The sequence below is a fragment of the Enterococcus sp. DIV2467a genome (assembly GCF_050532945.1).
Classification (GTDB): Bacteria; Bacillota; Bacilli; order Lactobacillales; family Enterococcaceae; genus Enterococcus; species Enterococcus faecalis.
Genome location: NZ_CP172896.1, coordinates 137,293 through 161,527, shown reverse-complemented (window position 1 = coordinate 161,527; position 24,235 = coordinate 137,293). Strand labels below are relative to the sequence as shown.

Genomic DNA, 24,235 nt, shown 5'->3' with positions numbered 1-24,235 from the left:
GGATAATATATGAAACGAATTGGTTATGCACGCACAACTATTATTGAAGACGATTTAAAAAATCAACTAACCACTCTCCAATCGTTTGGTTGTGATGATATTTTCCAAGAGACATTTGATCCTCAAGCGGAGATCAGTGTCTTAGACGAAGTCGAAAAACTTCTTTCTGCTGGGGATACACTTATTGTTTGTAAATTGCACCATTTAGGTAAAACAACCCGCCAATTAACAGACTTTATGAAAATGCTAAAGGAAAAACAAGTTGATTTTGTCAGCATTTCAGAAGGAATTGATACTCACCTTCCAACAGGTGAAGCCTATTTCCAATTAATGGAGAGCTTATCTGCGATGGAATGTGCACTAATTAAAGAACGAACACTCGTCGGGCTCCACAAAGCTCGTGAAAACGGAAAAGTAGGTGGACGTCCAAAAATCGATGGACGCACCGTCCGCAAAATCCGTGCATTATATTATGAAAACAAAGAAACAATCCAATTTATTTCTAATAAATGCGGCGTTTCGGTGGGCACTTGTTATAAGTACATCAATTTACCTGAGACAGATGTCGAGCGGCTGTATTCCTAAGAATAAAAAAGAAGTCCTTCAGATGGGGCTTCTTTTTTGATTCGATTTCACTCTAATTTTTCAGCAACTTTCACGTTTTTTTACTATTTTCCATTGGAAATCTTGCGCAAAACGGTGTACAATAAACGTGGAAATCTTATTTTCAGAAAACTAAACTCAAAGGAGAGCTTATACATGCCAAAATTAGTTTTTTCTCGTCATGGACTTAGCGAATGGAATGCCTTAAACCAATTTACTGGATGGGCTGACGTAGATTTAGCACCTGAAGGTGTTGAAGAAGCAAAAGAAGGCGGCCGTAAAATTAAAGAAGCAGGCATCGAATTCGACGTTGCTTATACTTCTGTTTTAACTCGTGCCATCAAAACTTGTAACTATTTACTAGAATACTCAGATCAATTATGGGTACCTCAAATCAAATCTTGGCGCTTAAACGAACGTCACTATGGTAAATTACAAGGACTAAACAAAAAAGAAACTGCTGAAAAATACGGAGACGAACAAGTCCACATCTGGCGTCGTTCTTACGATACTCTTCCTCCATTAATGGAAGCAACAGATGAAGGTTCTGCAGCAAACGACCGTCGTTATGCAATGTTAGACCAACGAGATATTCCTGGTGGCGAAAACTTGAAAGTTACTTTGGAACGTGCATTACCATTCTGGCAAGATGAAATTGCGCCAGCTTTAAAAGACAACAAAACTGTCTTAGTAGCGGCTCATGGTAATTCATTACGTGCTTTAGCTAAACACATCGAAGGCATTTCTGATGAAGATATTATGGATCTTGAAATCCCAACAGGTAAACCATTAGTTTATGAATTAAACGATGATTTAACTGTGAAAGAAAAATACTACTTATAAGAACTTGTTTCTTATTAACAAAAGCGGTTTGCCAAGGCAAACCGCTTTTTTATGGATTAAATAAATTGACTTTCGGTTAAACAATCTTTATAAATCGCTACTATGTCCGCTACATCCAATGGTACATAAGCCTTTTCAGCAATTGCACTATGGGCCACAGCTTGTTGTGCCATTTCTTCAAATTTATCTGCTTCGATGCCAACTTCTGGTAATGTCATTGGAATGCCACAAGCCACAAAGTAATCATACAATGCTTGAATACCTTTTTTCGCTGCTACTTCCTCTTCTTGTTCGACTATTCCCCAAACATTTCGAGCAAACTGTGCAAACTTGCCTACGGTTTGTTCAGACAAAACGTAATTCATCCAACGAGGCGTTAAAATTGCTAAGCCAATCCCATGCGTAATGTCATAAAACGCACTTAATTCATGTTCCATTGGGTGACAAGACCAAACACCTTGTTTGCCGCGCCCTGTTAACCCATTTAAGGCTAAACTACTTGCCCACATTAAATTAGCACGTGCATCATAATCTTCTGGATTTTCTAAAGCAATAGGACAATTTTTGATAACCGTTCGCATTAAGCCTTCTGACACAAAATCTTGAACGTCCGTGCCTATCGAAATACTAAAATAGTTTTCAATCAAATGACTGAAAATATCCGCTGAGCCAGCTGCTGTTTGATTTTGAGGAACCGTAAAAGTATTCGTTGGATCCAAGAACGAAACTTTTGGAATCATATTCGGACCACCAAAGCCTAATTTTTGATTGGTTTCTAAGTTAGAAATGACAGCACCTGCGTTCATTTCACTACCTGTCGCTGCTAAAGTCAAGATGGTCACGATTGGTAAAGCAGGACCAGTATACCCTTTTCTGGCTGCAATGACTGTCCAGATATCTTCTTCCGAATAAAAGCCCGCAGCTATTGCTTTGGAACAGTCAATGGTTGAACCACCGCCAACTGCTAAAATAACATCGACTTGGTTTTCTTTACACAACTCAATTCCTTTTCTAACGGTTTCAATGCGCGGGTTTGGTTCGACACCGCTCAACTCAATCAGTGTATACCCGTTTTTTTGGGCCAAATCAGTAATTTGTTGGTACAAGCCATTACGTTTGATACTACCGCCACCATAAACAAGTAAGACATTTTTGCCAAATTGATCTAACACAGCAGGTAATTCGTCTAAACGATCTTTCCCAAAACGGATGTCTGTTGGTACATAAAAATTAAAGTTTTCCATTCTTTCATCCTCCATTCAATGCTCTTACGCATTTATCATACTATTTTTTCAAAAATCCGCCAATAAAAAAGCCGAGCAAATGACAGTTGCTTTCACAACGACCGATTGACCCAGCTTTTGATTCTTTTTTATAACGAATCGCTTGTTTTGATTAACAAATAAAGAAAATAAGGCGCACCGATGATCGCAACAATAATCCCTGCAGGCATTTCTCCATTGCCAGGCAATAGCCGACCAATCATATCACTAACCAATAAAAGTAAACTCCCAAACAACGCCGCCAATGGCAATACCTGTTTTTGTTGCGTAAAACCACATTTGCGAGCAATATGTGGCGCAAGTAAACCTAAAAAATTAATTCCCCCTGTAACGGAAATCGCTGAAGCCGCCAACATCACCGCTAACAGCAACGAAACGATTCGTTCTTTTTTCACAGCAATACCTACAGAAATAGCTGTTTCGTCCCCCAATTGTAAAATATCCAACAGACGATGACGCTTCATCGCAAAAAAGAACCCGATGACTAGCCAAGGCAACAAAGCGCCCACAAAGAACCAATTACTGCCCCAGATACTGCCTGCTTGCCACATTGTAACAAAACGGTACTTTTCAGTGTCAATTTTTGATGTAATTAATAAGGTGAGTGCTGAAATACCCGTACTCAAAATGACACCCGCTAAGACCATTCGAACTGGCGTCAATCCTAAACGATGATGATACGCGATTACCAAAATCCCAACAGCCGCTAGCAAGCCGCCAACTAAGGCCACGAGTGGAAGTGCAAACGTTGTGATACTTGTCGTCTCAACAAAACTAATAAACAAAATCACTGCCAAACCCGCACCCGCATTAATGCCTAAAATCCCAGTATCTGCCAACGGATTCCGAGTAATCCCTTGAAGAATAGCGCCGCTTAAGCCTAAAGCTGCGCCCGCCAGGACCGCAAGCACAATCCGTGGTAACCGAAAATCCCAAACTAACAGTTGTTTGGCCTGACTTCCCTGTCCCAAAAGAAGGGCTTTTAAATCCATGAAGGAAACAGATAATTCCCCTTGCGTTAAACTGATACAAGCAGTTAGGATAATCCCAATTATTAAGATAGCCACCCAACGGGACACTTTTTTCTGTGTCATCCTAGTTGCCCTCCTTTACGAAATAAATAAAGAAAGAATGGGATGCCAATTAAGGCCGTGATAATCCCAAATGGTGTTTCAAAAGGCGGATTCACCATTCGAGCGATTAAATCTGCCACCAAAACGAGGAGCGCACCGCCTAACGCCGAGAACGGAATCAAGCGACGGTAATTTTCTCCAGAAACTGTTCGCATCACATGAGGCACCACCAAACCAACAAAACTGACCGAGCCAACCAGCGCCACAGACAATCCTGATAAAAGCAAAATCGTTATACTGGCGAACAACCGAATACGCTGCGGATGTCGCCCCAAACCAATTGTTGCATCATCGCCAAACCGTAAAATAGTCACCGACGGACTAATCAGAATTGCTAATGCAAATGCGTCCAGAAAGATCGGGACGACTATTTTTAATTGTGCCCAAGAAATAACGCTGACACCGCCAAGAAACCAAAACGTTAACTCTTGACTCAAATTGAACTGAATGGCTAAGAATTGACTAAATGATAAAAAAAGGGCACTAATACCAGCTCCCACTAAGGTCAGACGCATGGGGCTTGCTCCTCGAATTGAATGATTAGAAAGATAATAAATCAGTGCCACACTCACGCCAGCACCAAGAAAAGAAACAACTAAAAGCCACCAATAACTTGCCTGAGGGAGGAAAGCAAAAACAAGCGCTAAGCCCAAGCCAGCCCCAGCATTGATACCCAGCAAGCCAGAATCTGCCAATGGGTTTTGCGTAATCCCTTGCGCTAACGCCCCACTCACCGCTAAACTTGCCCCCACAAAAGCGGCCCCTAAAATCCGCGGCAACCGAACCGTTTGGATGACTTGATGCGCTTGATTGGTCGCATCGAAGTGCGTAAATGATTCAATAATCGTTTGAATCGAAACCGACGTCGCACCAAACATCAATGACAGAAGCATTGTCCCCAGTAGCAAAAAAAGACAGACAAGCAACACTTGCCATTGGTGTCTACAAAATCCGCTTATGCCTTTCATCCATCCAGCTCCATTTCCATCAACTCATAAGAAAGCACTAGTGGCCGCTGTGTCTGACTATGATAACTAATTTCTGCTTGAATAGCGAAAACATCTGCTAAGCCAGTAACAGTAATCACTTCTTGCGGTGTTCCCTCATTGATAATCTTTCCCTCTTTCATCGCAATCACGCGATCAGAAAAACGAGAAGCTAAATTAATATCATGAATCGTCATCACGATAGTTTTCTGATGTTCTTGATTGATTCGTTTTAACACATTTAAAATTTCTAGCTGATGCGCAGGATCCAAATAGGTGGTCGGTTCATCTAAAATTAAAATATCTGTATCCTGTACTAGCGCCATAGCAATCCAAACCCGTTGGCGTTGTCCACCTGATAAAATTGCCACAGACTCTCTAGCTAACTCAGTTAAGCCTGTTAATTCTAATGCCCATTGTATGTACTCTTGATCTTCTGTGGTGACGCTTTTCCAGCCCGATTGATAAGGATATCGCCCGAAAGAGACGAGGTCAAAAACAGATAAATCGATTGTATTTTCTGGCGTTTGTGATAAGATCGCTAGTTCTTGCGCCACTTCTTTTGAAGAAAAATGTTGAAGTTCTTGGTTCTTAATGAACACCTTGCCTTTCTCGGCTGGCAAAATACGCGCAAGTGTTTTTAACAAGGTCGATTTGCCACAACCATTTGGTCCAATAATACTTGTAATAGTTCCCGCTTCAAATGAACAGTTCAGCGCTTCACTAATCACTTGACGACCATATCCTGTAGTTAAGTCCTCTGCCTCTAAATAATTCATAACCATTCCTCTTTAATTTTTCTGTCGTTATTTTACATTTATTGAGAATCGTTCTCACTCATTGTTCCTTGATTATAAAAGACCCTTCCTTAAAAAGCAATGTTTCTTCCAATCAAAAAAACGAATTATCTAAAAAATGCAACTTATTTGCTCAAAAAAGCAAGCGATGATTGACAAACGGTCGTTTTTAACTGATAATGAGAATCGTTATCAACTAAAAATAAAGGAGTTACACAATGAAACTTTTAAAAAAGACGGTCCTAATTGGTACAACCCTTCTTCTTGGTTCATTCTTACTCGCAGCTTGTGGTAATACGAATAAAGAAGCCAACAACGCTGACAAAACACATGAAGTAACAGATACCTTAGGCAATAAAGTAACCGTCCCCGCGAAACCCAAACGGATTATTGCGAGTTATTTAGAAGATTATCTAGTTGCATTAGGAGAAAAACCAGTGGCACAATGGACAGTTGGACAAGGCAGCATTCAAGATTATTTAGCGAAAGAATTGAAAGATGTCCCCACTATTTCCTATGACTTGCCATATGAAGCGGTTCTAAAATTTGAACCTGACTTATTATTAATCAGTTCATCTGCTCTAGTTGAAGGCGGTAAATACAAAGAATACAGTAAAATTGCGCCAACTTATGTAGTCAAAAACGGCGAAAATGTCACCTGGCGTGATCAATTGGAAGATATTGCCACTGTTTTAGATAAAAAAGAACAAGCGAAAAAAGTGTTAGAAGATTATGATACCTTAACCAAAGGCGTCCAAGAAGACCTCGGCAAAAAGGATGCTGGCAAATCTGCGGCAGTCTTATGGGTAACCAACAACCAAGTCTTTATGGTTAGCGATAATCGCTCAAGCGGAACCGTGCTCTATCAGGACTTAGGCCTCCAAGTTCCAAAATTAGTGGAAGAAATTTCTAAAAACGCTACTGCGGATTGGAATCAAGTTTCTTTAGAAAAATTAGCTGAGCTTGACGCAGACCACATTTTCCTTGTAAACAGCGATGAATCAGCACCTCTTTTCCAAGAAGCAATTTGGAAGAACTTACCTGCTGTGAAAAATAACCAAGTTCATACCTATCATAAAAAAAGTAGTTGGTTATACAACGGACCTATTGCGAATACTCAAATTGTTGAAGATGTAAAAAAAGCGCTCTTAAATTAAAAAAAATGCTTGGATGAAAATAATCATCCAAGCATTTTTTTAATTAGCAATTGCCGTTTCTAAACCAACTTCAATCATTTCATTAAACGTCGTTTGGCGTTCTTCTGCCGTTGTTTCTTCGCCTGTCACCAAGCTATCACTCACCGTCATAATCGCCAATGCTTCTACATCAAATTTTGCTGCTAAATAATATAACATTGCCGCTTCCATTTCAATCGCTAATACCCCGTATCGACCTAAACGAAAGACATCATCTAAGCTATCTTTGTAAAAAACATCATCTGACAATACGTTACCAACATGGGTAGTAAAGCCTTTTGCTTTAGCAATTTCGTAAGATTTGAGTAAAAGATCAAAGCTCGCAATTTGTGGAAAATCATATTTAGGAAAATCATTGCGAATCGCGGAAGAAGGTGTCGCTGCTGCTTGTGCGATAACTAATTCACGAACGTTGACTTTTTCTGAAATAGAACCACACGTACCAACACGAATTAACTTCTTCACATCGTAAGAGTTAATTAACTCATGGGCATAAATACCTGCTGAAGGCATCCCCATCCCTGTTCCTTGGACCGAAACACGCTGTCCCTTATACGTTCCTGTGTAACCTAACATCCCACGAACTTGATTATAGCAGACAGGATTCTCTAAAAAAGTTTCCGCAATATATTTTGCTCGGAGGGGATCCCCTGGTAGTAAAATTTTATCGGCAATTTCACCTGGTTTTGCTTCGATATGCACACTCATTCTGGTTTACTCCTTTTTTATAAAGCTGCTAGTGTTGCTTTCACTAACTCTTTGAATTGTCCTTTAACGCGTTCAGTTGTTTCAACTACTTCTGCATGATTTAAACTACTTTGCATACCAGCTGCTAAATTCGTAATACAAGAGATGCCTAGTACTTTCATGCCACTATGCACAGCTACAATGACCTCCGAAACAGTTGACATGCCAACTGCATCTGCACCCATCGTCCGTGACATCCGAATTTCTGCAGGCGTTTCATATGTCGGGCCAGAAAAGCCCATATAGACGCCTTCTTTTAAATCAATATTTTGTTCCGCAGCCACTTTTTTTGCCACTTCCCGATATTCTTGCGTGTAAGCATGACTCATATCTGGAAAACGCGGCCCGATTTCTTCATCATTTTCACCAATTAACGGATTATCGCCTGTAAAATTAATGTGGTCATTGATTAACATCAAATTCCCCGGTGTATATGTTTCATTTACGCCACCAGCTGCGTTGGTTACAATCATTGAATGAATGCCTAAAGCAGCCATCACACGAACGGGATAAGTGACCGTTTGCATCGAATGTCCTTCATAATAATGAAAACGTCCTTGCATCGCCAAAACTTTTTTTCCAGAAAGCGTTCCGTAAACTAATTGTCCAGCATGTCCAACGACTGTTGAAACAGAAAAATGGGGAATTTCAGAGAAAGGAATAGCAATCGCATCGGTTATTTCATTAGCTAATTCACCTAACCCTGAACCTAAGATTAGACCGAAGTCTGCTTGTTGCACCCCTTTTTCTTTCAAAAACTCAGTTGTTTCGTTTAAATGGTTCGTTAACGTTGTCATGTGTTGCCTCCTCGAATTATTGTAATTGATTTAAAAAGCTTTGACCGTTTTCCGTTGCAGGAACTTCAAAGTTTTCAGCAATCGTTGCTGAAATATCTGAATAAAATCCTTGTGGCAAGCTGCCTTGTTTTGTCATTTTTTTACTATAAGCCAATAAAGGCACATATTCACGTGTGTGGTCTGTTCCTGGGAAAGTTGGGTCATTCCCGTGATCTGCTGTAATTAAAAGCAAATCATCTTCGGCCATAGCTGCCATAATCTCTGGCAAACGACCATCAAAATCTTCGATGGCTTTTGCATAACCCTTCACATCACGACGGTGGCCATACAGCGCATCGAAATCCACTAAGTTAGTAAAACTTAAACCTGTGAAATCTTTGTTCATGACCGTTAATAATTGATCCACCCCATCCATATTGCTCTTCGTGCGGATAGCTTCAGTAATTCCTTGTCCATTAAAGATGTCGTTAATTTTCCCAACAGCGATCACATCATTGCCGTTTTCTTTCAACGAATCTAAAACAGTATGGCCAAAAGGATCTAAAGCATAGTCATGACGGTTACTGGTTCGAGTGAAATTACCTGGTTCACCAACATACGGGCGAGCGATAATCCGACCAATCATATAAGGTTCGTCTTTCGTAATGTCACGAACATATTGACAAATTTTATACAATTCTTCTAATGGAATAATGTCTTCATGCGCCGCAATTTGTAAAACAGGGTCTGCTGAAGTATAAACAATTAAATCCCCTGTTTTCATTTGATGTTCGCCGTAATCATCAATGACTGCTGTCCCGCTATATGGTTTGTTACAAACAACTTTTCGCCCAGAAAAATCTTCAATTTTTTTCAGTAATTCTTCAGGAAAGCCGTTTGGGAATACCCGAAAAGGTTTTTTGATGTTCAAGCCCATAATTTCCCAGTGACCGGTCATAGTATCTTTTCCAACAGAAATTTCTTCTAATTTGGTGGCATAGCCATCGTGGTCTGCCACTGCTTTGACACCTGTTAAAGGAGCAATAGTTCCCAATCCAAGTTTTTCTAAATGAGGAATGGTTAGTCCCGCTTCTTTGGCAATATGACCTAGTGTATCACTGCCGACATCTCCAAATTTTTCAGCATCTGGTGCTTCACCAATACCGACTGAATCTAGTACGATTAAATGAATACGTTTAAACACACTTGCTTCCTCCTCTAAGGTCGTAAATACGTCAAGAATGACAATTATTTTACGCTAGCCTTTTAAATAGTCTCGAGAATCAAACAGAACAATCTATTTATTCTCAGCTCTTCAATTATACCATGAATCCGCTATTATTGCCTGAAAGAGCATTAAAATTTTCACTGATTCCTTCGATTTTAGCAGGGCTTAAAAACTGAAAGAAAAAAAGTCTCCCACCGTAATTAGGAAACTTTTTTATTGTTTTTTTCGAATAGCCTGCTCCTTAAAAAGAACACTACTCTTTATGCCATCGAAACTTTTAACACTCCAAGCGGTCTCCCTCTTTTGGCACATTTAAATACCAGATAACCGCTTCTGATAAAATCACACCAATGCCAATGGGCGGATAAAAATAAATGCCGATATATCCGATTGCGAAAAGACAAAGATGAATGATTTTTGTTGCCTTACTATAAGATTTCGATTTTCTTAACTTAGCTGCACCCTGTGGATCTTTCACTGCATTGTCTTCATAAATGATCCTTGTTAACAAGAAGTAGGCAAAATCCCAAACCGTATACACAACAAGATAAAAATAAACAGGTGCCCGCATCCACCAAAATTCACTCACCCAAGCAGTTGCTACCGGAATGAAGGCCATGGAGAATAACCAAAAATTATTTGCCCAAAACGCTTTTTTAGAAAACCAATGAGTTACGGACATTATGTAATGATGATTGTACCATGCGATACAGATAAAAATAAAACTGACAATAAACGATAAAAAATATGGGATATTTTCTATCAAACCTGCCAAAACACCCACTTGAGGGGTTTTAATTTCTAAAATCATGATGGTCATGATGATGGCAATGACTGCATCACTAAATGCTTCTACACGTGTTTTATTCATTGAACGTCCTCCACTTTTCCTATGCTTACTACAAACAAAAGTATAGCAGAAAAACCAACTATTTTTGAAAAAAAGCTGCTAGACCTGTTGGTTTTTTTCAAAATTTCGACACTTCCTTCGAATTGTAAAAAACAGCCAAAAGAAAAAAGAAAAGTTACCTTTATCAACTCGCTTTTTTGCAGTGAAGCAGTGCCTAATGTCGCTGTGTTCAACTGATTATCCTAAGAAAAGAAATGGCCCCCCGTCGCTTTGACGGAGGGCCTATTTCTTTTCTTATTTCGTTTTGACGTAATTTTTCCCGTTCGCTTTTGGTCCCGATGATTTTCCGAAGAACACAACTAGGACTAAAATGGTCAATACGTATGGTGCTGCTTGTAGATAAACTTTTGGAATTTCTGAAATAATTGGTAAGTTTTCCCCAGCAATACTTAAGTTTTGTGCAAAACCAAAGAATAAGGCTGCGCCCATTGCCCCAAGTGGATTCCATTTACCAAAGATCATTGCGGCCATTGAAATAAACCCTTGTCCTGCAATTGTGGTAATCCCGAAACGACCCGCAATACTTTGAGCAAAGACAGCTCCGCCCATACCGCCTAAGAAGCCGGATAACAAGACGCCAGAATAACGCATTAAGTAGACATTAATTCCCAATGTATCTGCCGCTTGTGGATGTTCCCCCACAGAACGTAACCGTAAGCCAAAACGTGTTTTATAAATGACAAACCAAGCTAAAATCGCAATCAAAATTGCTACGAAAGCTGGTAAAGAGGTTTTTGCAAAGAATAGTTCACCAATCACTGGAATTTTTGACAATCCTGGGAAAGAAAAATAGCCAAATGATTGTGTAATCATATCTGTTTGTCCTTTTTGATAAATAACTTTTACTAGGAAAACCCCTAGCGCCGGTGCCATCAAGTTAATGACAGTACCACTGATAATATGATCTGCTCGTAAGTTAATAGTTGCAACGGCATGTAAGAGAGAAAAGACAATCCCGACAACGCCTCCTACTAAACAAGCAATCCATGGTGTCGCCGCGCCAAATGTATCAGCAAACGTCAAGTTAAAAACGACCGAACTGAAAGCGCCCATTACCATAATACCTTCCAAACCAACGTTAACCACACCACTTCGTTCTGAGAACGTTCCGCCTAATGCTGTCAAGATGAGCGGAGTTGCATACACTAATGTTTGCGTGATGATTGAGGAAATTGTTGCTAAATCCATTAGATGTCTCCCCCCTCTTGATTGTTTTTGTCTGGCGCCGCTTCAATTGTTTCTACAATCGCTACTTCTTTTTTACTACCAGACGCTTTTGCTAACAAGAAACGAATTAAATAACTAATTCCCACAAAGAAAATAATTGCTGCAATAACAACATCAACTAATTCGGTTGGTACACCAGCTATCAACGGCATTCCTTGTCCACCAAGTTTTAACATTCCAAACAGTAATGCGGAAAGTAAAATCCCAATTGAGCTACCTGCTCCTAATAGAGACACGGCCATACCATCGAACCCAATGCTCAACGATGTGTTTTGAATAAAGAAGTTTTGGAAAGTCCCCAATCCTTGGACCGCACCACCTAAACCAGCCAGCGTTCCTGAAATCATCATGGATAAAATAATCGTTCGCTTGCTGCTCATTCCAGCATATTCAGAAGCAAATGGGTTTAACCCCACCGACCGAATTTCAAAACCAAGCGTTGTTTTTTTCATCAAGAACCACACAAGAATAAGGAAAATGAAGGCCAAGAAAATGCCGATGTTCAAACGAGAGCCATCACTGATACTTGTTAAAAACGGTGAGCGTAATGATGCATTCGCACCAATCATTTTGGTGATCCCTTTGTTCGCCATAATACTTGGTTTCATGACATTATTAGCAATATGATTTCCTGTGTATAATAAAATATAATTCAACATAATCGTAACAATAACTTCACTCGTCCCAAAATAGGCACGCAAGAAACCTGGAATGGCTGCTGCTAAAGCCCCTGCAACCGCGCCAACAATAATCGCCACCGGCAACGCAATCATCCGGGGTGCATCAGGCATGGATAAAGCGACCCAAATACTAGCCACCCAACCACATAAGGCTTGTCCTGAAAGCCCGATATTAAAGAATCCAGCCGAATTTGCCACCGAGAATCCTAAAGCGGTAAAAATCAACGGTGCTGCGGTGACAAAAATCTCACCAATACTTTTCTTTCCTTGGAAAGCTGTTTCAAACATCGCTTGATACCCAGCCACTGGGTCATAGCCAAAGATAACCATAATAATTGCCCCTAAGAGGAAACCCATAATAACAGATAACACAGGGACTAAAATATTTCTTATTTTTTCAGAACGATTATTCAACAGTTTCACCTGCCTCTACTTTTGATAACTCAGCACGGGCTTCTTCCAATGAGTAGCCAGCCATTAACAAGCCCAATTCATTTTCTGTCGTTTCTTTCGGATCAACAATTCCGACAATTTCCCCCGCATGAATAACAGCGATACGATCAGAAACGTTCAAAATTTCGTCTAATTCAAAACTTACTAATAAAACAGCTTTATTTTTATCTCTTTGTTCAATTAGTCGACGATGAATGTATTCAATGGCTCCGACATCTAAACCGCGTGTTGGTTGAGAAACAATCAACAAATCTGGATCGCGGTCAACTTCTCGGGCAATAATTGCTTTTTGCTGATTCCCACCTGAAAGCGCCCGAGCTGGTACTAATTCATTAGGAGTCCGTACATCATATTCTTCAATTAATTCACGGGCGTGTTTGTTAATCATTCGATAGTTTAAAATACCTGTTGAACTGTATGGTTTTTGGTAATACGTTTGTAGGCCAATATTTTCAGCCAATGTCATCTCTAATACCAAGCCATATTTATGTCGGTCTTCAGGAACGTGGGCGACACCCATTTCCGTAATTTCCCGAGGTTTGCGATTAGTAATCTCCTTTTCATTCAAATGAATGGACCCGTTTTCGACTTTGGTTAATCCTGCTAAGGCTTGGATTAATTCTGTTTGTCCATTGCCATCAATCCCCGCAATCCCAACAACTTCCCCTGCTCGGACATCTAAGCTAAGATTTTTCACTGCATCTAAGCCGCGGCTTTCTTTCACTACTAAATCTTTAATTGATAAAATTGTTTCTTTCGGTTGCGCTGGTTTTTTCTCTGTTTTGAAGGAAACAGAACGACCCACCATCATATCGGCTAACTGTTGCGAAGAAACGTCTTTCACATTGACGGTGCCAATACTTTGCCCCCGGCGAATAACCGTACAACGGTCCGCCACTTTTTTAATTTCATCTAACTTATGTGTAATTAAAATGATCGATTTGCCTTCATCGGTTAGTTCTTTCAAAATAATCATTAATTCATCAATTTCTTGTGGCGTTAATACTGCGGTTGGTTCGTCAAAAATTAAAACGTTCGCACCACGATATAAGGTCTTTAAAATTTCAACCCGTTGTTGCATACCCACAGAAATATCGCGAATATAGGCATTGGGATTTACATCCAACCCGTATTGCTTAGACACTTCTTCAATCTCTTTTTTCGCTTTTTTCCGGTCTAAAATACCGCCATGGGTAGGTTCACTACCTAAGATAATATTTTCAGTCACAGTAAAGGCTTCAACTAACATAAAATGCTGATGGACCATTCCGATTCCTAAACGATTGGCTGCAGTAGGACTTGTAATGTTGACTTTTTCGCCATTCATATAAATCTCACCTGAGGTCGGTTCCAATAGCCCTGATAAGATATTCATCAAGGTCGACTTGCCTGCACCATTTTCACCTAGCAGTGCGTGGATTTCACCAGGTTTTACTTGTAAATCAATTTGGTCGTTGGCTTTGAACGTCCCAAATTCTTTGGTGATTTTACGCATCTCAATTACGTTTTCTTCTTGAGACAAGGTCTATTCACTTCCTAACAAAATTATATTGGCAATACTTTAGAGGGTAATTTTGACCCTTAACTAAGTAGTTGAAGAACCTCAACTATTTAGTTAAAAATCCAAACATCATAAAGGGTTTCCTTGGCAGCCGTCGCTGCCAAGGACCACTTTATTTTTAGAAGGAACAATAATGAGCCCTTCTTTTTTCATTTAGGAGCTTAAATTATTCTGGTTTTTCTGGGACTTTTACGTCACCTGAGATTACTTTATCTTTTGCTGTTTTAACAGCTTCTTTTGTTTTGTCGTTTAAATAGCCGTCTGTTAAGTCAACGCCACCATCTTTTAATCCATAAACTAAATGTTCGCCACCAGGGAATTTGTCTTCTAACGCACGGTTGGCAATATCTTGAACCGCTGTGCCGACACCTTTAAGGGTTGAAGTTAACGTGAAGTTGTCTTCTTTGCCGTCTTTTGTTTTGTACTTGCCATCAGCATCTTGATCGCGGTCAACACCGATTACCCAAACTTTGTCGCCAGAACCTGATTCATTCAAGTCTTTTGCTTCTTGGAAGACCCCTTGTCCAGTCGCACCAGAAGCGTGGAAGATGATATCAACGCCATTTTGGTACATTGCAGCAGCTAAAGCTTTCCCTTTGGCAGGATCAGCAAATGAAGCCGCATATTTTGTATCAACAGTAATTTCTTTACCTAATTCTTTCGCAGCATCAGCCACACCTTTTTCAAAACCAGCTTGGAAACGGTCAATTACGACCCCTTCTTCACCACCAACAAAACCGACTTTGTTCGTTTTTGTTTCGTTTGCAGCAGCAACACCGGCTAAGTAAGCTGCTTCATTATCTCTAAATGTTGCAGAAACGACATTCTTTTTGCCATCGATTTGATCATCGATTAAAACAAAGTTTGTATCAGGGTTGGCATCTGCTGCAGAAGAAATTGCATCTTTTAGCAAGTAGCCAATACCAAAGATTGTGTTGAATTTACTTGATACCGCTTGGTCAATATTTGTTGTATAGTCAGCTGCATCATTCGATTGAATATATGCATACCCTTTTGAACCTTCTGGTAAATCATGTTCTTTACCCCAAGCTTGCAATCCTTCCCAAGAAGATTGGTTGAACGACTTGTCATCCACGCCGCCTGTATCTGTAATGATTACAGCACTATGCGCTGCATCCCCTTTGCCACCGCCGCTTTCAGCGGTTTTGCCTTTGCCACCACCACATGCTGCAAGTGAAACTGATAAACCTAATGCAATCAAACTAAAACCGAATAATTTTGCTTTTTTCATTTCTGTAAAGCCTCCTAAAAATAGTTTAATGTATTTAAACAACTAAGTTGTTTCTAAGGTTGGTCTGGGACTTTTACGTCACCAGAGATGATTTGTTCTTTGGCTTCTTTAACTGCCGTTTTGGCTTGATCGCTTAAGGCTTCTGTTGTTAAATCAACACCGCCATCTTTCAATCCATAAGTTAAATGTTCGCCGCCAGGGAATTTATCTTCTAATGCAAGATCAGAGATTTTTTTCACAGCAATATTTACACCTTTAATGGTTGAAGCTAACGTTAAGTTATCATCCTTGCCATCTTTGGTTGTATATTTACCGTCTTCGTTTTGGTCACGGTCAACACCAATCACCCAAACTTTATCTTTTGAACCTGTTTCATTTAGCGCTTTGGCTTCTTGGAAGATTCCTTGTCCTGTAGTCGCCGCTGCGTGATAAATAATGTCGGCACCTGCTTGATACATAGAAGAAGCTAAGGCCCGTCCTTTTGAAGCGTCTGCAAATGTCCCTGCATAAGTAGACGTAATTTGAATATCTTTGCCTAATTTTTTGCCAGCGTCTGCTACACCTTTTTCAAAACCAGCTTGGAAACGGCCAATAACAGGTCCTTCAACCCCGCCGATAAATCCTACTTTGTTGGTTTTCGTAGTGTTAGCTGCTGCCACACCTGCTAAATACGCAGATTCATTATCTCTAAATGTTGCAGAAGCGACGTTGTTTTTCCCATTAACTGTATCGTCGATTAGAACGAAATTCGTTTCTGGGTTGGCGTCCGCTGCATCTACTACTGCATTTTTTAGTAAATAGCCAATGCCAAAAATCGTTTTAAATTGACTTGAAATGGCTTGGTCAATGTTTGATGTATAATCAGATGCTTCATTTGATTGAATATACGCATACCCTTGAGGTCCTTCTGGAAGTTTGTGCTCTTTGCCCCACTCTTGCATTCCTTCCCACGCAGATTGGTTAAAAGATTTGTCATCAATGCCGGCTGTATCTGTGACCATTACGACACTATGTTGTGGATCACCTTTTGTGTTGGCGTTCTTTTTGCTATTGCCACCACATGCAGCTAACCCAATGGTTAAGGCAACTGCTGCCAATCCTAGACCTAAAAATTTTGCTTGTTTCACTTTCCGAAAAGCCCCCTACTATTTTATCTATTATTTCATTCGCATTTATGCTATTGAAATCTACTTTGAGCCCAACGAAACCTTATGTCCTTTTTTTAAAAATCTTTATCTGTAAATGAATAGGGCAATAATGCCTCAACTGTCATTGTTTTAGTCGCGCCATCTTTACCAACTAGCGTGACCGGCATTTGTGGATCAAAGAATTCAGCCATTACTTGACGACAAGCGCCACATGGAGAAATGGGTGCCTCTGTATTACCTGCTACAACTAAATGTTGGAAGGTCCGTTCATCTTCTGAAATGGCTTTAAAAATCGCCGTTCTTTCTGCACAATTTGTTAAACCAAAGGAGGCATTTTCAATGTTGACTCCTTGATACATTTTCCCGTCTGAAGTCACTAAGCAAGCGCCCACAGGAAAGTTAGAATACGGTACATAGGCGTGTGCCAATGCTTCTACGGCACAATCAAGCCATTCTTGTTTTACTGTCATCTTTTTCGCCACACCTTCGTTTAATTTGAAATACGAATTAATACCCTTCGCCAGTTGCGCCAGAAACAATTGCTACACCCGTACTTGCACCGATGCGTGTTGCCCCAGCTTCAATCATTGCTAACGCTTCTTCTGCATTATGCACGCCACCAGAAGCCTTAACGCCCATGTCAGGACCAACTGTCTCACGCATTAAACGAATGTCTGCTACTTTAGCGCCGCCTGTTGAGAAGCCAGTAGATGTTTTAACGAAATCGGCACCTGCTTCTTTGGCTAATTCACAAGCTTTAACTTTTTCTTCGTCTGTTAATAATGCTGTTTCAATAATCACTTTGACTAACGCTTTTCCTTTGGCTGCATCTACTACGCCTTGAATGTCTTGACGTACGTGATCGTATTGTTGTGATTTTAATGCACCAATATTAATCACCATATCCACTTCATTCGCACCATTTTTAATTGCATCAGCTGCTTCGTATGCTTTAACTTCTGGTGTATTTGCCCCCAAAGGAAAGCCAATAACGGTACAGACAGCGACGTCGGTATCTGCTAATTGCTCGCTAGCAAAAGCGACCCAACAAGGATTGATACATACAGAGAAAAAGTTGTACTCCTTAGCTTCGTCAATAATTTTTTGGACAGCGGCTTCTGTCGCTTCTGGTTTCAAAATAGTGTGGTCAATCATGCGGTTTAATTCCATGATGAGAATTCCTCTTTTCTTTTTGTTTTATTCCGTAATAATATCGTGAATCAAAATAGGCTCTTCGCCGGTTGGTCCAATTTCAATATTTTTATAAAGCAATTGTTCGACTTCTGTCACGTCTTCACGATTGGCATAAATGGTTAATAATGATTCGCCTTTTTCAACTGGGCTCCCTACTTTTTTGTGAAGTTTCAAGCCAACTGCAAAATCAATCGTATCTTCTTTCGTAGCCCGACCAGCGCCCAGCAACATTGCGGCAACGCCAATTTCATTGGCAACGATTTTTTGTACCACGCCTGTTTCTTTGGCAGGTAAATCAAATTGATAAGTTGCGGTTAATAATTTTTCTGGCTGGTCAACAACGGAACTGTCGCCGCCTTGATTTTCAATCATTTCTTTAAATTTTGCGAGCGCTCGACCGCTTGTTAATGCTTCTTCTAATAAAGCCCGTGCTTCGTCTAACGTCTCGGCTTTTTTAGCTAAAACGACCATCTGACTTCCTAAGACATAGCACATCTCCACTAAATCTTCTGGCCCATTTCCTTGCAAGGTCTCGATTGCTTCAACGATTTCTAAACTATTTCCGATAGCCTCCCCTAAAGGTTGTGACATGTCTGAAATTACTGCCATCGTTTGGCGATTTGCCAGTTTCCCAATACGAACCATTGTTTCCGCTAATCGACGAGCACTTGCTAGGTCTTTCATAAAGGCCCCTTCACCAGTAGTCACGTCTAAGACAATCGCATCTGCCCCTGCGGCAATTTTTTTACTCATAATGGAACTTGCAATTAATGGAATTGAGTCAACAGTGGCGGTCACATCGCGTAACGCATAAAGTTTTTTGTCTGCTGGTGCTAGATCACCTGACTGACCAATCACTGCCACTTTTGTATCGTTCACCAATTGAATAAAACGTTCTTCTGTCAATTCAACTTTAAAACCAGGAATCGCTTCTAATTTATCCAACGTACCGCCCGTGTAGCCTAAGCCACGACCAGACATTTTTGCTACATTGACCCCGACACTAGCAACTAATGGCGCTAAAATAAGCGTCGTAGTGTCGCCTACGCCACCTGTAGAATGCTTGTCGACTTTGATTCCTTCTATAGAAGAAAGATCCACAATTTCGCCTGAATGGACCATTGCTAACGTCATTTGTGTAATTTCTTCGTCTGTCATATCTTGGTAAAAAACAGCCATTAAAAAGGCACTTACCTGATAATCTGGAATTGAACCATCTGTGTATCCGTTGATAATAAATTGAATTTCTTCGCTTGTTAGTTGATGCCCGTCACGTTTCTTTTCAATAATGTCTACCATTCTCATGAATTCGTTCCCTCCGATTTCCCGATAATGTATTATACAACAAAATCGTTCAGCTTTAAACCATTTAGTAAACCAGTTTACTATTATTTTTTTCTTGTGAAAACGCAAACAACACGAACGTTCCATTTCTAAGCTGTTTTTTAAATCGGTTTTGTGCTTTTTCTAGCAATAAACGTCGCATCAAAAACTTTATTCGGAACTTTCCCTGTTGGATCTGCAATAGCTTCCACCAAAAATTTTGCTGCATAATAGCCAATATCAAAACTCGGCTGATAGACGGTTGTTAAACTCGGCACCAAATATTCGGAAATTTCCAAGCCATCAAAGCCAACCACCGAAATATCGTCAGGAATTTTCTTACCTGCTTCTTCAATGGCTTGATAAGCTCCCATCGCCATTTCATCATTGCCACAAAAAATTGCTGTGATTTCTTCATTTTTCAAAACTTCTTTCGCCGCAGCATAGCCGCCATGCAAGTTCAATTCCCCAGCACAAACATAATGCGGACGAAAAGGTAAATTGTTGTCCTGTAACGCATGCTGATACGCCGTCACTCGTTCCGTTAAACGATAATAGCCGGCACTTTCACGCAACATGCCAATATGCTGATGCCCTTGTTGAATCAAATGATGGACCGCTTGATAAGCACCTTCGTACTCTTTAACGATTAATCGTCCACTATCTCGTGGATTAATCCCACGATCGACAAGAATGACAGGAATCGGATGTTCTCGTCGGTCTTTTAAAATATGATTTTCTGGCAAAACATTCGGCGTGGCAAAAATAATGCCATCCACCGACCGATGAATCAACTCGCTAACATATTGCATCGCTTGCTCGGAATCATGCTTTGAATTGCATAACAAAATCATGTAGCCTAACGAATTTAAATATGTTTCCACACCTTCAATCACTTTTGAGAAAAAGAAATCCGTCACATCTGGCACAATCATACCAATGGTTTTGGAATGACGGTTGATTACATTCGAAGCAAAGTAATCTGGTTTGTAATGATTTTCAGCAACTACCGCCAACACCTTGTTGCGGGTTTTTTCACTGAAACGACTCCCTTTATTATTCAGAATTTGTGAGACGGTTGTGACAGAAACACCAGCCATATCAGCAATTTCTTTAATCGTTAGTTTCATCGCGCCCCTCCCAACGTCTCCTTTTGCATTGACAGACATTTGTAGACGTGTTACAGTCTTCAAAATACTTATCGAATCTTTTACATTTTAACAAAAAAAAGACAAAAGAAATAGACTAAAAAGATTAAAAAACAAAAGAAAATGGAGGCTATTTTTTTCATGGAAGAATCCCGTGTCCGTCAATTACCAAAAATCGAGCTGCACTGTCACTTAGATGGGTCGATTCGACCAACCACTTTACGCACCATTGCTGAAAAACAAAACATTCCATTACCCCAAGACGAACAAGCCTTGAAAGAGTTAGTGGTTGCCCCTGAAAAATGCACCGATTTGAATGATTATTTAACTCGGTTCGACTTCGTGCTAACCTGTCTACAAACAGCTGAAGCTTTGCAAGCAGCGGCGTATGACGTGATTAGCCAAGCTGCCGAAGATGGCGTGGCATACATAGAGGTGCGTTTTGCGCCTTCGCAACATACAGAAAAAGGCTTACGGTTACCTGAAATCGTGACCGCTGTTTTAACTGGCTTAAAACAAGGCGAAGAAGATTTTGGTGTAAAAAGCAATGCACTGTTATGCGGCATGCGGCATGACCAACAACAAGCCATAGAAAAAATCGTTCACTTAGCGCATGATTTCAGAGAGACAGGCGTTGTCGGCTTTGATTTAGCTGGCAATGAAGTCGATTTCCCTCCATACACATTTGAAGACGTATTAGCTTTAGCCAACCAATTGTCAATTCCATTAACACTCCACGCTGGGGAATGCGGCTGTGGCAAAAACGTCGCTGATGCTGTCACTTTAGGTGCTACTCGGATTGGTCACGGTATTGCTTTGAAAGATACACCCGAATACTTGGCGCTCTTAAAAGAAAAAAAGGTTCTTTTAGAAATGTGTCCAACTAGCAACTTCCAAACAGGCACCGTCAAAACATTGGCTGAATACCCTTTTCAACAATTTATAGAGGCTGGCTTAGCCGTCTGCATCAATACCGATAATCGCACTGTTTCAGATACTACGTTAACGAAGGAATTCATGAAATTGGCCACTTGGTATCAATTAAGTTATAACGAAATGAAGCAACTCACTAAAAATGCGCTTGCAGGTGCTTTTTTATCGCCAGACGAAAAAAAACTGTTGAACCAAAAAATTGATCAAGCATATCTATTCTAAAAAAGAACCTCCACTAAAGTGGCGGTTCTTTTTTACTCTGCTTCTTTAACACTTCGTAAAATATAATAGCCTTTGTCTTTTGTCACAATTTCAACATTGCCAAATACTTCAGCCATTTTCTTTTCTGCACTAGGTGCACCTTGTTTCTTTTGAATAACTACCGTTAGTGTGCCACCAACTTTCAACAACGGAAAAGCCCCTGTTAAAATGCCATGGACAACTTTTTTACCTGCACGAATGGGCGGGTTGCTAACAATCGCCGCGTAGGTCTTTTCGTTTAAGGTTTCATACACATTGGAAGAATGAATATCCACAGTAGTAATTTGGTTACGTTGGGCGTTCATTTGAGCTAGCCCAACTGCCCGTTGGTTGACATCCACCATTTCCACCAGTCGACCAGTCGCCGCTGCTAAGGACAACCCAATTGGTCCATAGCCACAACCAACATCTAACAAACGGCCTGCTGGTAAATTTTCCCATTCAAAGGCATCAATCAACACACGAGAACCATAATCCACTGTTCCTCTTGAGAAGACCCCGCTATCGGTCGTAAACTGAAAGGTCCGACCACGTAATGGAAAAGACCAGCTTTCTAAATCATGTGCTAATTCTGGATTTTCTGTATAATAATGATTCGCCATTTTGTTCTTCCTATCTATGCTTGTTTTGGTTTTAGTCTACCTTTTATTTCTCGAACAATCAAGGCACCTAATAATTCATAGCCCACTTGTGAAAAATGCAAACCATCCGCTTGTAAAAATTCATCCGTTCCAGGATAAACAGTCATCGCTTTATACAAATCAATAACTGGCAAGTTATGTGCCGCTCCGACTTCTTGTGCAACCTTGACCAATTCCTTGATACGCGTTTGTGGACGTTCTGGACGTCTGCCACTATCCGCATATGGTGGCGTAATTAAAATCACCTTTTCTGAACCAATTTCGTGAATCATTGTTTCAAGGTTTTCTCTAAACGTGGCTACTGTTATATTTCGATCCAGTGACGCATCATTGGCGCCAAAGAAAATCACCACCTCATCAGGTTTCTCAATTAGCACTTCTTTATTTAATCGTTTTAAACCATCTTCTGTTGTATCGCCAGGCATTCCAGCATTAATGACAGCCACTTCTTCTAGACCCATCGCAGCAATATCCCGTTTCACTAAGTCAACAAGAACAGGTGAGACGGCTTCGTCTAAATAACCAGCAGTAATGCTATCACCAAATAATACAATTTTTCTCATGGCTTTTCCCCTCTTTTCTAACAGTTTTCTCTTTTCATGATACCATTTTCATCATAAATTGGCGAAGAAGGGAATTCTTTTGTAAAATCCTGTGTTTCCCTTGTGAAATTATGGTAAAATGTACAAAGATTGAACAGGGTTTGGTGGAGGAACAATGGACGATAAAATGAATTACTACCCAATTTCCAGAGAAGAATGGCATGGGTTTTATCATGACGGCAAAGCACCGTTAACCGAAGCAGAATTGGATAACATTAAAAGTGTGAACGACCAAATTTCACTAAAAGATGTACAAGAAATTTATGTACCCTTAACGCATCTTATTCATTTGTACATGAAAGAATTTGAATCGCTAACACTTAGCAAAGGATTATTCCTACATGAATATGTCTCTGTACCACCATTCATCATTGGAATTGCCGGCAGTGTCGCCGTTGGTAAAAGCACCACCGCTCGTCTTTTGCAAAGAATTCTGGCCCGAACGTTTAAACGAAGAAACGTTCAACTCATTACAACGGATGGATTTTTGTATCCCAATAAAGTGTTAGAAGAACAGGGAATTATGGACCGAAAAGGGTTTCCTGAAAGTTATGACATGGAGAAGCTAATTAATTTCTTAAACGAAGTCAAAAGCGGCAAAGACGAAATTAAAGCACCCGTCTATTCTCACAGTGTCTACGATGTTATCGAAGGCGAATATGAGTTGATTCAACAACCAGATATTCTGATTGTTGAAGGCATTAACACCTTACAGTTACCCGCCAATCAACAAATTTATGTGAGTGATTTTTTTGATTTTTCTATTTTTGTGGATGCCGATCCAGCCTTAATTGAAAAATGGTACCTAGAACGTTTTGGGGCCTTATTAGATACGGCTTTCTTAGATCCTAATAATTATTATTACCAATATGCAATTGGCAAACGAGAAGATGCTTTCGCCATGGCACGGAATGTTTGGAAAACCGTGAACTTACCGAACTTGGAGGAATATATCTTGCCAACGCGCGGACGTGCGGACATTATTTTGCATAAAACGGAAAATCATTTGATTGACCAAATCTATCTACGTAAATATTAAGGGTTGACGAGCTAAGAAATATCCTGTATCTTTTGTAGAAATATCCTTGAAAATTTTCAGCAGAATGCATGACTTTCAAGGAGTAAAATGTTTTAATAAGTATAGCTAGACAAAGAAGAGTACGGAACAAAAGTGAACCACTTTTTAACCGCCTGATTCTCGGCTGTTTAAAAGTAGCCCCTGCGGAATTAAGCCAAAATTTTCTAAAAATCGTAAAACAATTTTTGAAAATCCTTTCTTAATTCTTGGTGCTGACCACTTTTTAACCGCC

24 protein-coding genes are annotated in these 24,235 nt (G+C 40.1%); 5 read left to right on the top strand and 19 right to left on the bottom strand.

Annotation, left to right across the window (positions count from 1 at the left end; translation table 11 throughout):
- Nucleotides 1–9: 9 nt before the first annotated feature.
- Entirely contained in the window at nucleotides 10–585 is a 576-nt protein-coding gene (locus tag IGL80_RS00690; RefSeq protein ID WP_002356188.1) for a recombinase family protein, read from the top strand.
- 174 nt (nucleotides 586–759) lie between these two features.
- Entirely contained in the window at nucleotides 760–1,446 is a 687-nt protein-coding gene (gene gpmA, locus IGL80_RS00685) for a 2,3-diphosphoglycerate-dependent phosphoglycerate mutase (protein ID WP_002359343.1), read from the top strand.
- A gap of 56 nt (nucleotides 1,447–1,502) precedes the next feature.
- On the opposite strand, the gene IGL80_RS00680 is transcribed toward gpmA, so the two are convergent.
- The 4 genes from IGL80_RS00680 to IGL80_RS00665 form a co-directional block, all read right to left on the bottom strand.
- Nucleotides 1,503–2,705, bottom strand: a complete 1,203-nt coding sequence (locus IGL80_RS00680) for an iron-containing alcohol dehydrogenase (RefSeq protein ID WP_002404407.1) — start codon at nucleotides 2,703–2,705, stop codon at nucleotides 1,503–1,505.
- 113 nt (nucleotides 2,706–2,818) lie between these two features.
- Nucleotides 2,819–3,823, bottom strand: coding sequence for a FecCD family ABC transporter permease (locus tag IGL80_RS00675; protein ID WP_002359341.1), 1,005 nt, complete (start codon nucleotides 3,821–3,823; stop codon nucleotides 2,819–2,821).
- Nucleotides 3,820–4,830: a FecCD family ABC transporter permease gene (locus IGL80_RS00670; RefSeq protein WP_085366533.1), complete on the bottom strand. Its 1,011-nt coding sequence runs from the start codon at nucleotides 4,828–4,830 to the stop codon at nucleotides 3,820–3,822. The genes IGL80_RS00675 and IGL80_RS00670 overlap by 4 nt, the downstream gene beginning before the upstream one ends.
- Nucleotides 4,827–5,633, bottom strand: a complete 807-nt coding sequence (locus IGL80_RS00665; protein ID WP_002356183.1) for an ABC transporter ATP-binding protein — start codon at nucleotides 5,631–5,633, stop codon at nucleotides 4,827–4,829. The genes IGL80_RS00670 and IGL80_RS00665 overlap by 4 nt, the downstream gene beginning before the upstream one ends.
- 230 nt (nucleotides 5,634–5,863) lie before the next feature.
- On the opposite strand from IGL80_RS00665, the gene IGL80_RS00660 reads away from it, so the two are divergent.
- A complete protein-coding gene (locus IGL80_RS00660; RefSeq protein WP_002404406.1) occupies nucleotides 5,864–6,802 on the top strand; it encodes an iron-hydroxamate ABC transporter substrate-binding protein in 939 nt (312 codons plus the stop codon).
- A 39-nt stretch (nucleotides 6,803–6,841) separates the two neighbouring features.
- Here the strand turns inward: IGL80_RS00660 and deoD are convergent, their stop codons facing one another.
- The 13 genes from deoD to IGL80_RS00595 all read right to left on the bottom strand — a co-directional run bounded on the left by deoD (nucleotide 6,842) and on the right by IGL80_RS00595 (nucleotide 20,470).
- Nucleotides 6,842–7,549, bottom strand: coding sequence for a purine-nucleoside phosphorylase (gene deoD, locus IGL80_RS00655; RefSeq protein ID WP_002359338.1), 708 nt, complete (start codon nucleotides 7,547–7,549; stop codon nucleotides 6,842–6,844).
- 17 nt (nucleotides 7,550–7,566) lie between these two features.
- Nucleotides 7,567–8,385 (bottom strand): purine-nucleoside phosphorylase, encoded by an 819-nt coding sequence (locus IGL80_RS00650; RefSeq protein ID WP_002356180.1) that lies wholly within the window; start codon nucleotides 8,383–8,385, stop codon nucleotides 7,567–7,569.
- 16 nt (nucleotides 8,386–8,401) lie between these two features.
- Nucleotides 8,402–9,568 carry a phosphopentomutase gene (deoB, locus tag IGL80_RS00645; protein ID WP_002359337.1) on the bottom strand — a complete coding sequence of 389 codons (1,167 nt, stop codon included), beginning with the start codon at nucleotides 9,566–9,568 and terminating at the stop codon, nucleotides 8,402–8,404.
- A gap of 301 nt (nucleotides 9,569–9,869) precedes the next feature.
- Nucleotides 9,870–10,463 (bottom strand): TMEM175 family protein, encoded by a 594-nt coding sequence (locus tag IGL80_RS00640; protein ID WP_002359336.1) that lies wholly within the window; start codon nucleotides 10,461–10,463, stop codon nucleotides 9,870–9,872.
- Between the two features lie 273 nt (nucleotides 10,464–10,736).
- Nucleotides 10,737–11,690: an ABC transporter permease gene (locus IGL80_RS00635; protein WP_002356172.1), complete on the bottom strand. Its 954-nt coding sequence runs from the start codon at nucleotides 11,688–11,690 to the stop codon at nucleotides 10,737–10,739.
- The gene (locus IGL80_RS00630) at nucleotides 11,690–12,823 is read right to left on the bottom strand and encodes an ABC transporter permease (protein ID WP_002356171.1); all 1,134 of its coding nucleotides are present in this window, start codon (nucleotides 12,821–12,823) and stop codon (nucleotides 11,690–11,692) included. Before IGL80_RS00630 ends, IGL80_RS00635 begins: the two co-directional genes overlap by 1 nt.
- Nucleotides 12,816–14,384, bottom strand: a complete 1,569-nt coding sequence (locus IGL80_RS00625; protein WP_002381361.1) for an ABC transporter ATP-binding protein — start codon at nucleotides 14,382–14,384, stop codon at nucleotides 12,816–12,818. The genes IGL80_RS00630 and IGL80_RS00625 overlap by 8 nt, the downstream gene beginning before the upstream one ends.
- A gap of 205 nt (nucleotides 14,385–14,589) precedes the next feature.
- Complete coding sequence (locus IGL80_RS00620) at nucleotides 14,590–15,675, bottom strand: BMP family lipoprotein (protein WP_002356169.1); 1,086 nt, start codon at nucleotides 15,673–15,675, stop codon at nucleotides 14,590–14,592.
- Nucleotides 15,676–15,728: 53 nt separating this feature from the next.
- Nucleotides 15,729–16,802: a BMP family lipoprotein gene (locus tag IGL80_RS00615; RefSeq protein WP_002356168.1), complete on the bottom strand. Its 1,074-nt coding sequence runs from the start codon at nucleotides 16,800–16,802 to the stop codon at nucleotides 15,729–15,731.
- Nucleotides 16,803–16,897: 95 nt separating this feature from the next.
- Nucleotides 16,898–17,362, bottom strand: coding sequence for a cytidine deaminase (locus tag IGL80_RS00610; RefSeq protein WP_002404403.1), 465 nt, complete (start codon nucleotides 17,360–17,362; stop codon nucleotides 16,898–16,900).
- A complete protein-coding gene (gene deoC / locus IGL80_RS00605) occupies nucleotides 17,331–17,993 on the bottom strand; it encodes a deoxyribose-phosphate aldolase (RefSeq protein ID WP_002359333.1) in 663 nt (220 codons plus the stop codon). Before deoC ends, IGL80_RS00610 begins: the two co-directional genes overlap by 32 nt.
- A gap of 27 nt (nucleotides 17,994–18,020) precedes the next feature.
- Nucleotides 18,021–19,322, bottom strand: a complete 1,302-nt coding sequence (locus IGL80_RS00600) for a pyrimidine-nucleoside phosphorylase (RefSeq protein ID WP_002356165.1) — start codon at nucleotides 19,320–19,322, stop codon at nucleotides 18,021–18,023.
- A gap of 140 nt (nucleotides 19,323–19,462) precedes the next feature.
- Nucleotides 19,463–20,470, bottom strand: coding sequence for a substrate-binding domain-containing protein (locus IGL80_RS00595; protein WP_002356164.1), 1,008 nt, complete (start codon nucleotides 20,468–20,470; stop codon nucleotides 19,463–19,465).
- A 141-nt stretch (nucleotides 20,471–20,611) separates the two neighbouring features.
- Here IGL80_RS00595 and add point away from each other — a divergent pair, with 141 nt between their 5' ends.
- Nucleotides 20,612–21,643, top strand: coding sequence for an adenosine deaminase (gene add / locus IGL80_RS00590; RefSeq protein ID WP_002359332.1), 1,032 nt, complete (start codon nucleotides 20,612–20,614; stop codon nucleotides 21,641–21,643).
- A gap of 32 nt (nucleotides 21,644–21,675) precedes the next feature.
- Here add and IGL80_RS00585 read toward each other — a convergent pair whose 3' ends face one another.
- Nucleotides 21,676–22,284, bottom strand: a complete 609-nt coding sequence (locus tag IGL80_RS00585; RefSeq protein WP_002359331.1) for a class I SAM-dependent methyltransferase — start codon at nucleotides 22,282–22,284, stop codon at nucleotides 21,676–21,678.
- 14 nt (nucleotides 22,285–22,298) lie between these two features.
- On the bottom strand, nucleotides 22,299–22,886 hold the full coding sequence (locus IGL80_RS00580) for an SGNH/GDSL hydrolase family protein (protein WP_002356161.1): 588 nt from the start codon (nucleotides 22,884–22,886) through the stop codon (nucleotides 22,299–22,301).
- 154 nt (nucleotides 22,887–23,040) lie between these two features.
- On the opposite strand from IGL80_RS00580, the gene coaA reads away from it, so the two are divergent.
- Nucleotides 23,041–23,964: a type I pantothenate kinase gene (gene coaA / locus IGL80_RS00575; protein WP_002356160.1), complete on the top strand. Its 924-nt coding sequence runs from the start codon at nucleotides 23,041–23,043 to the stop codon at nucleotides 23,962–23,964.
- Nucleotides 23,965–24,235: the final 271 nt, after the last annotated feature.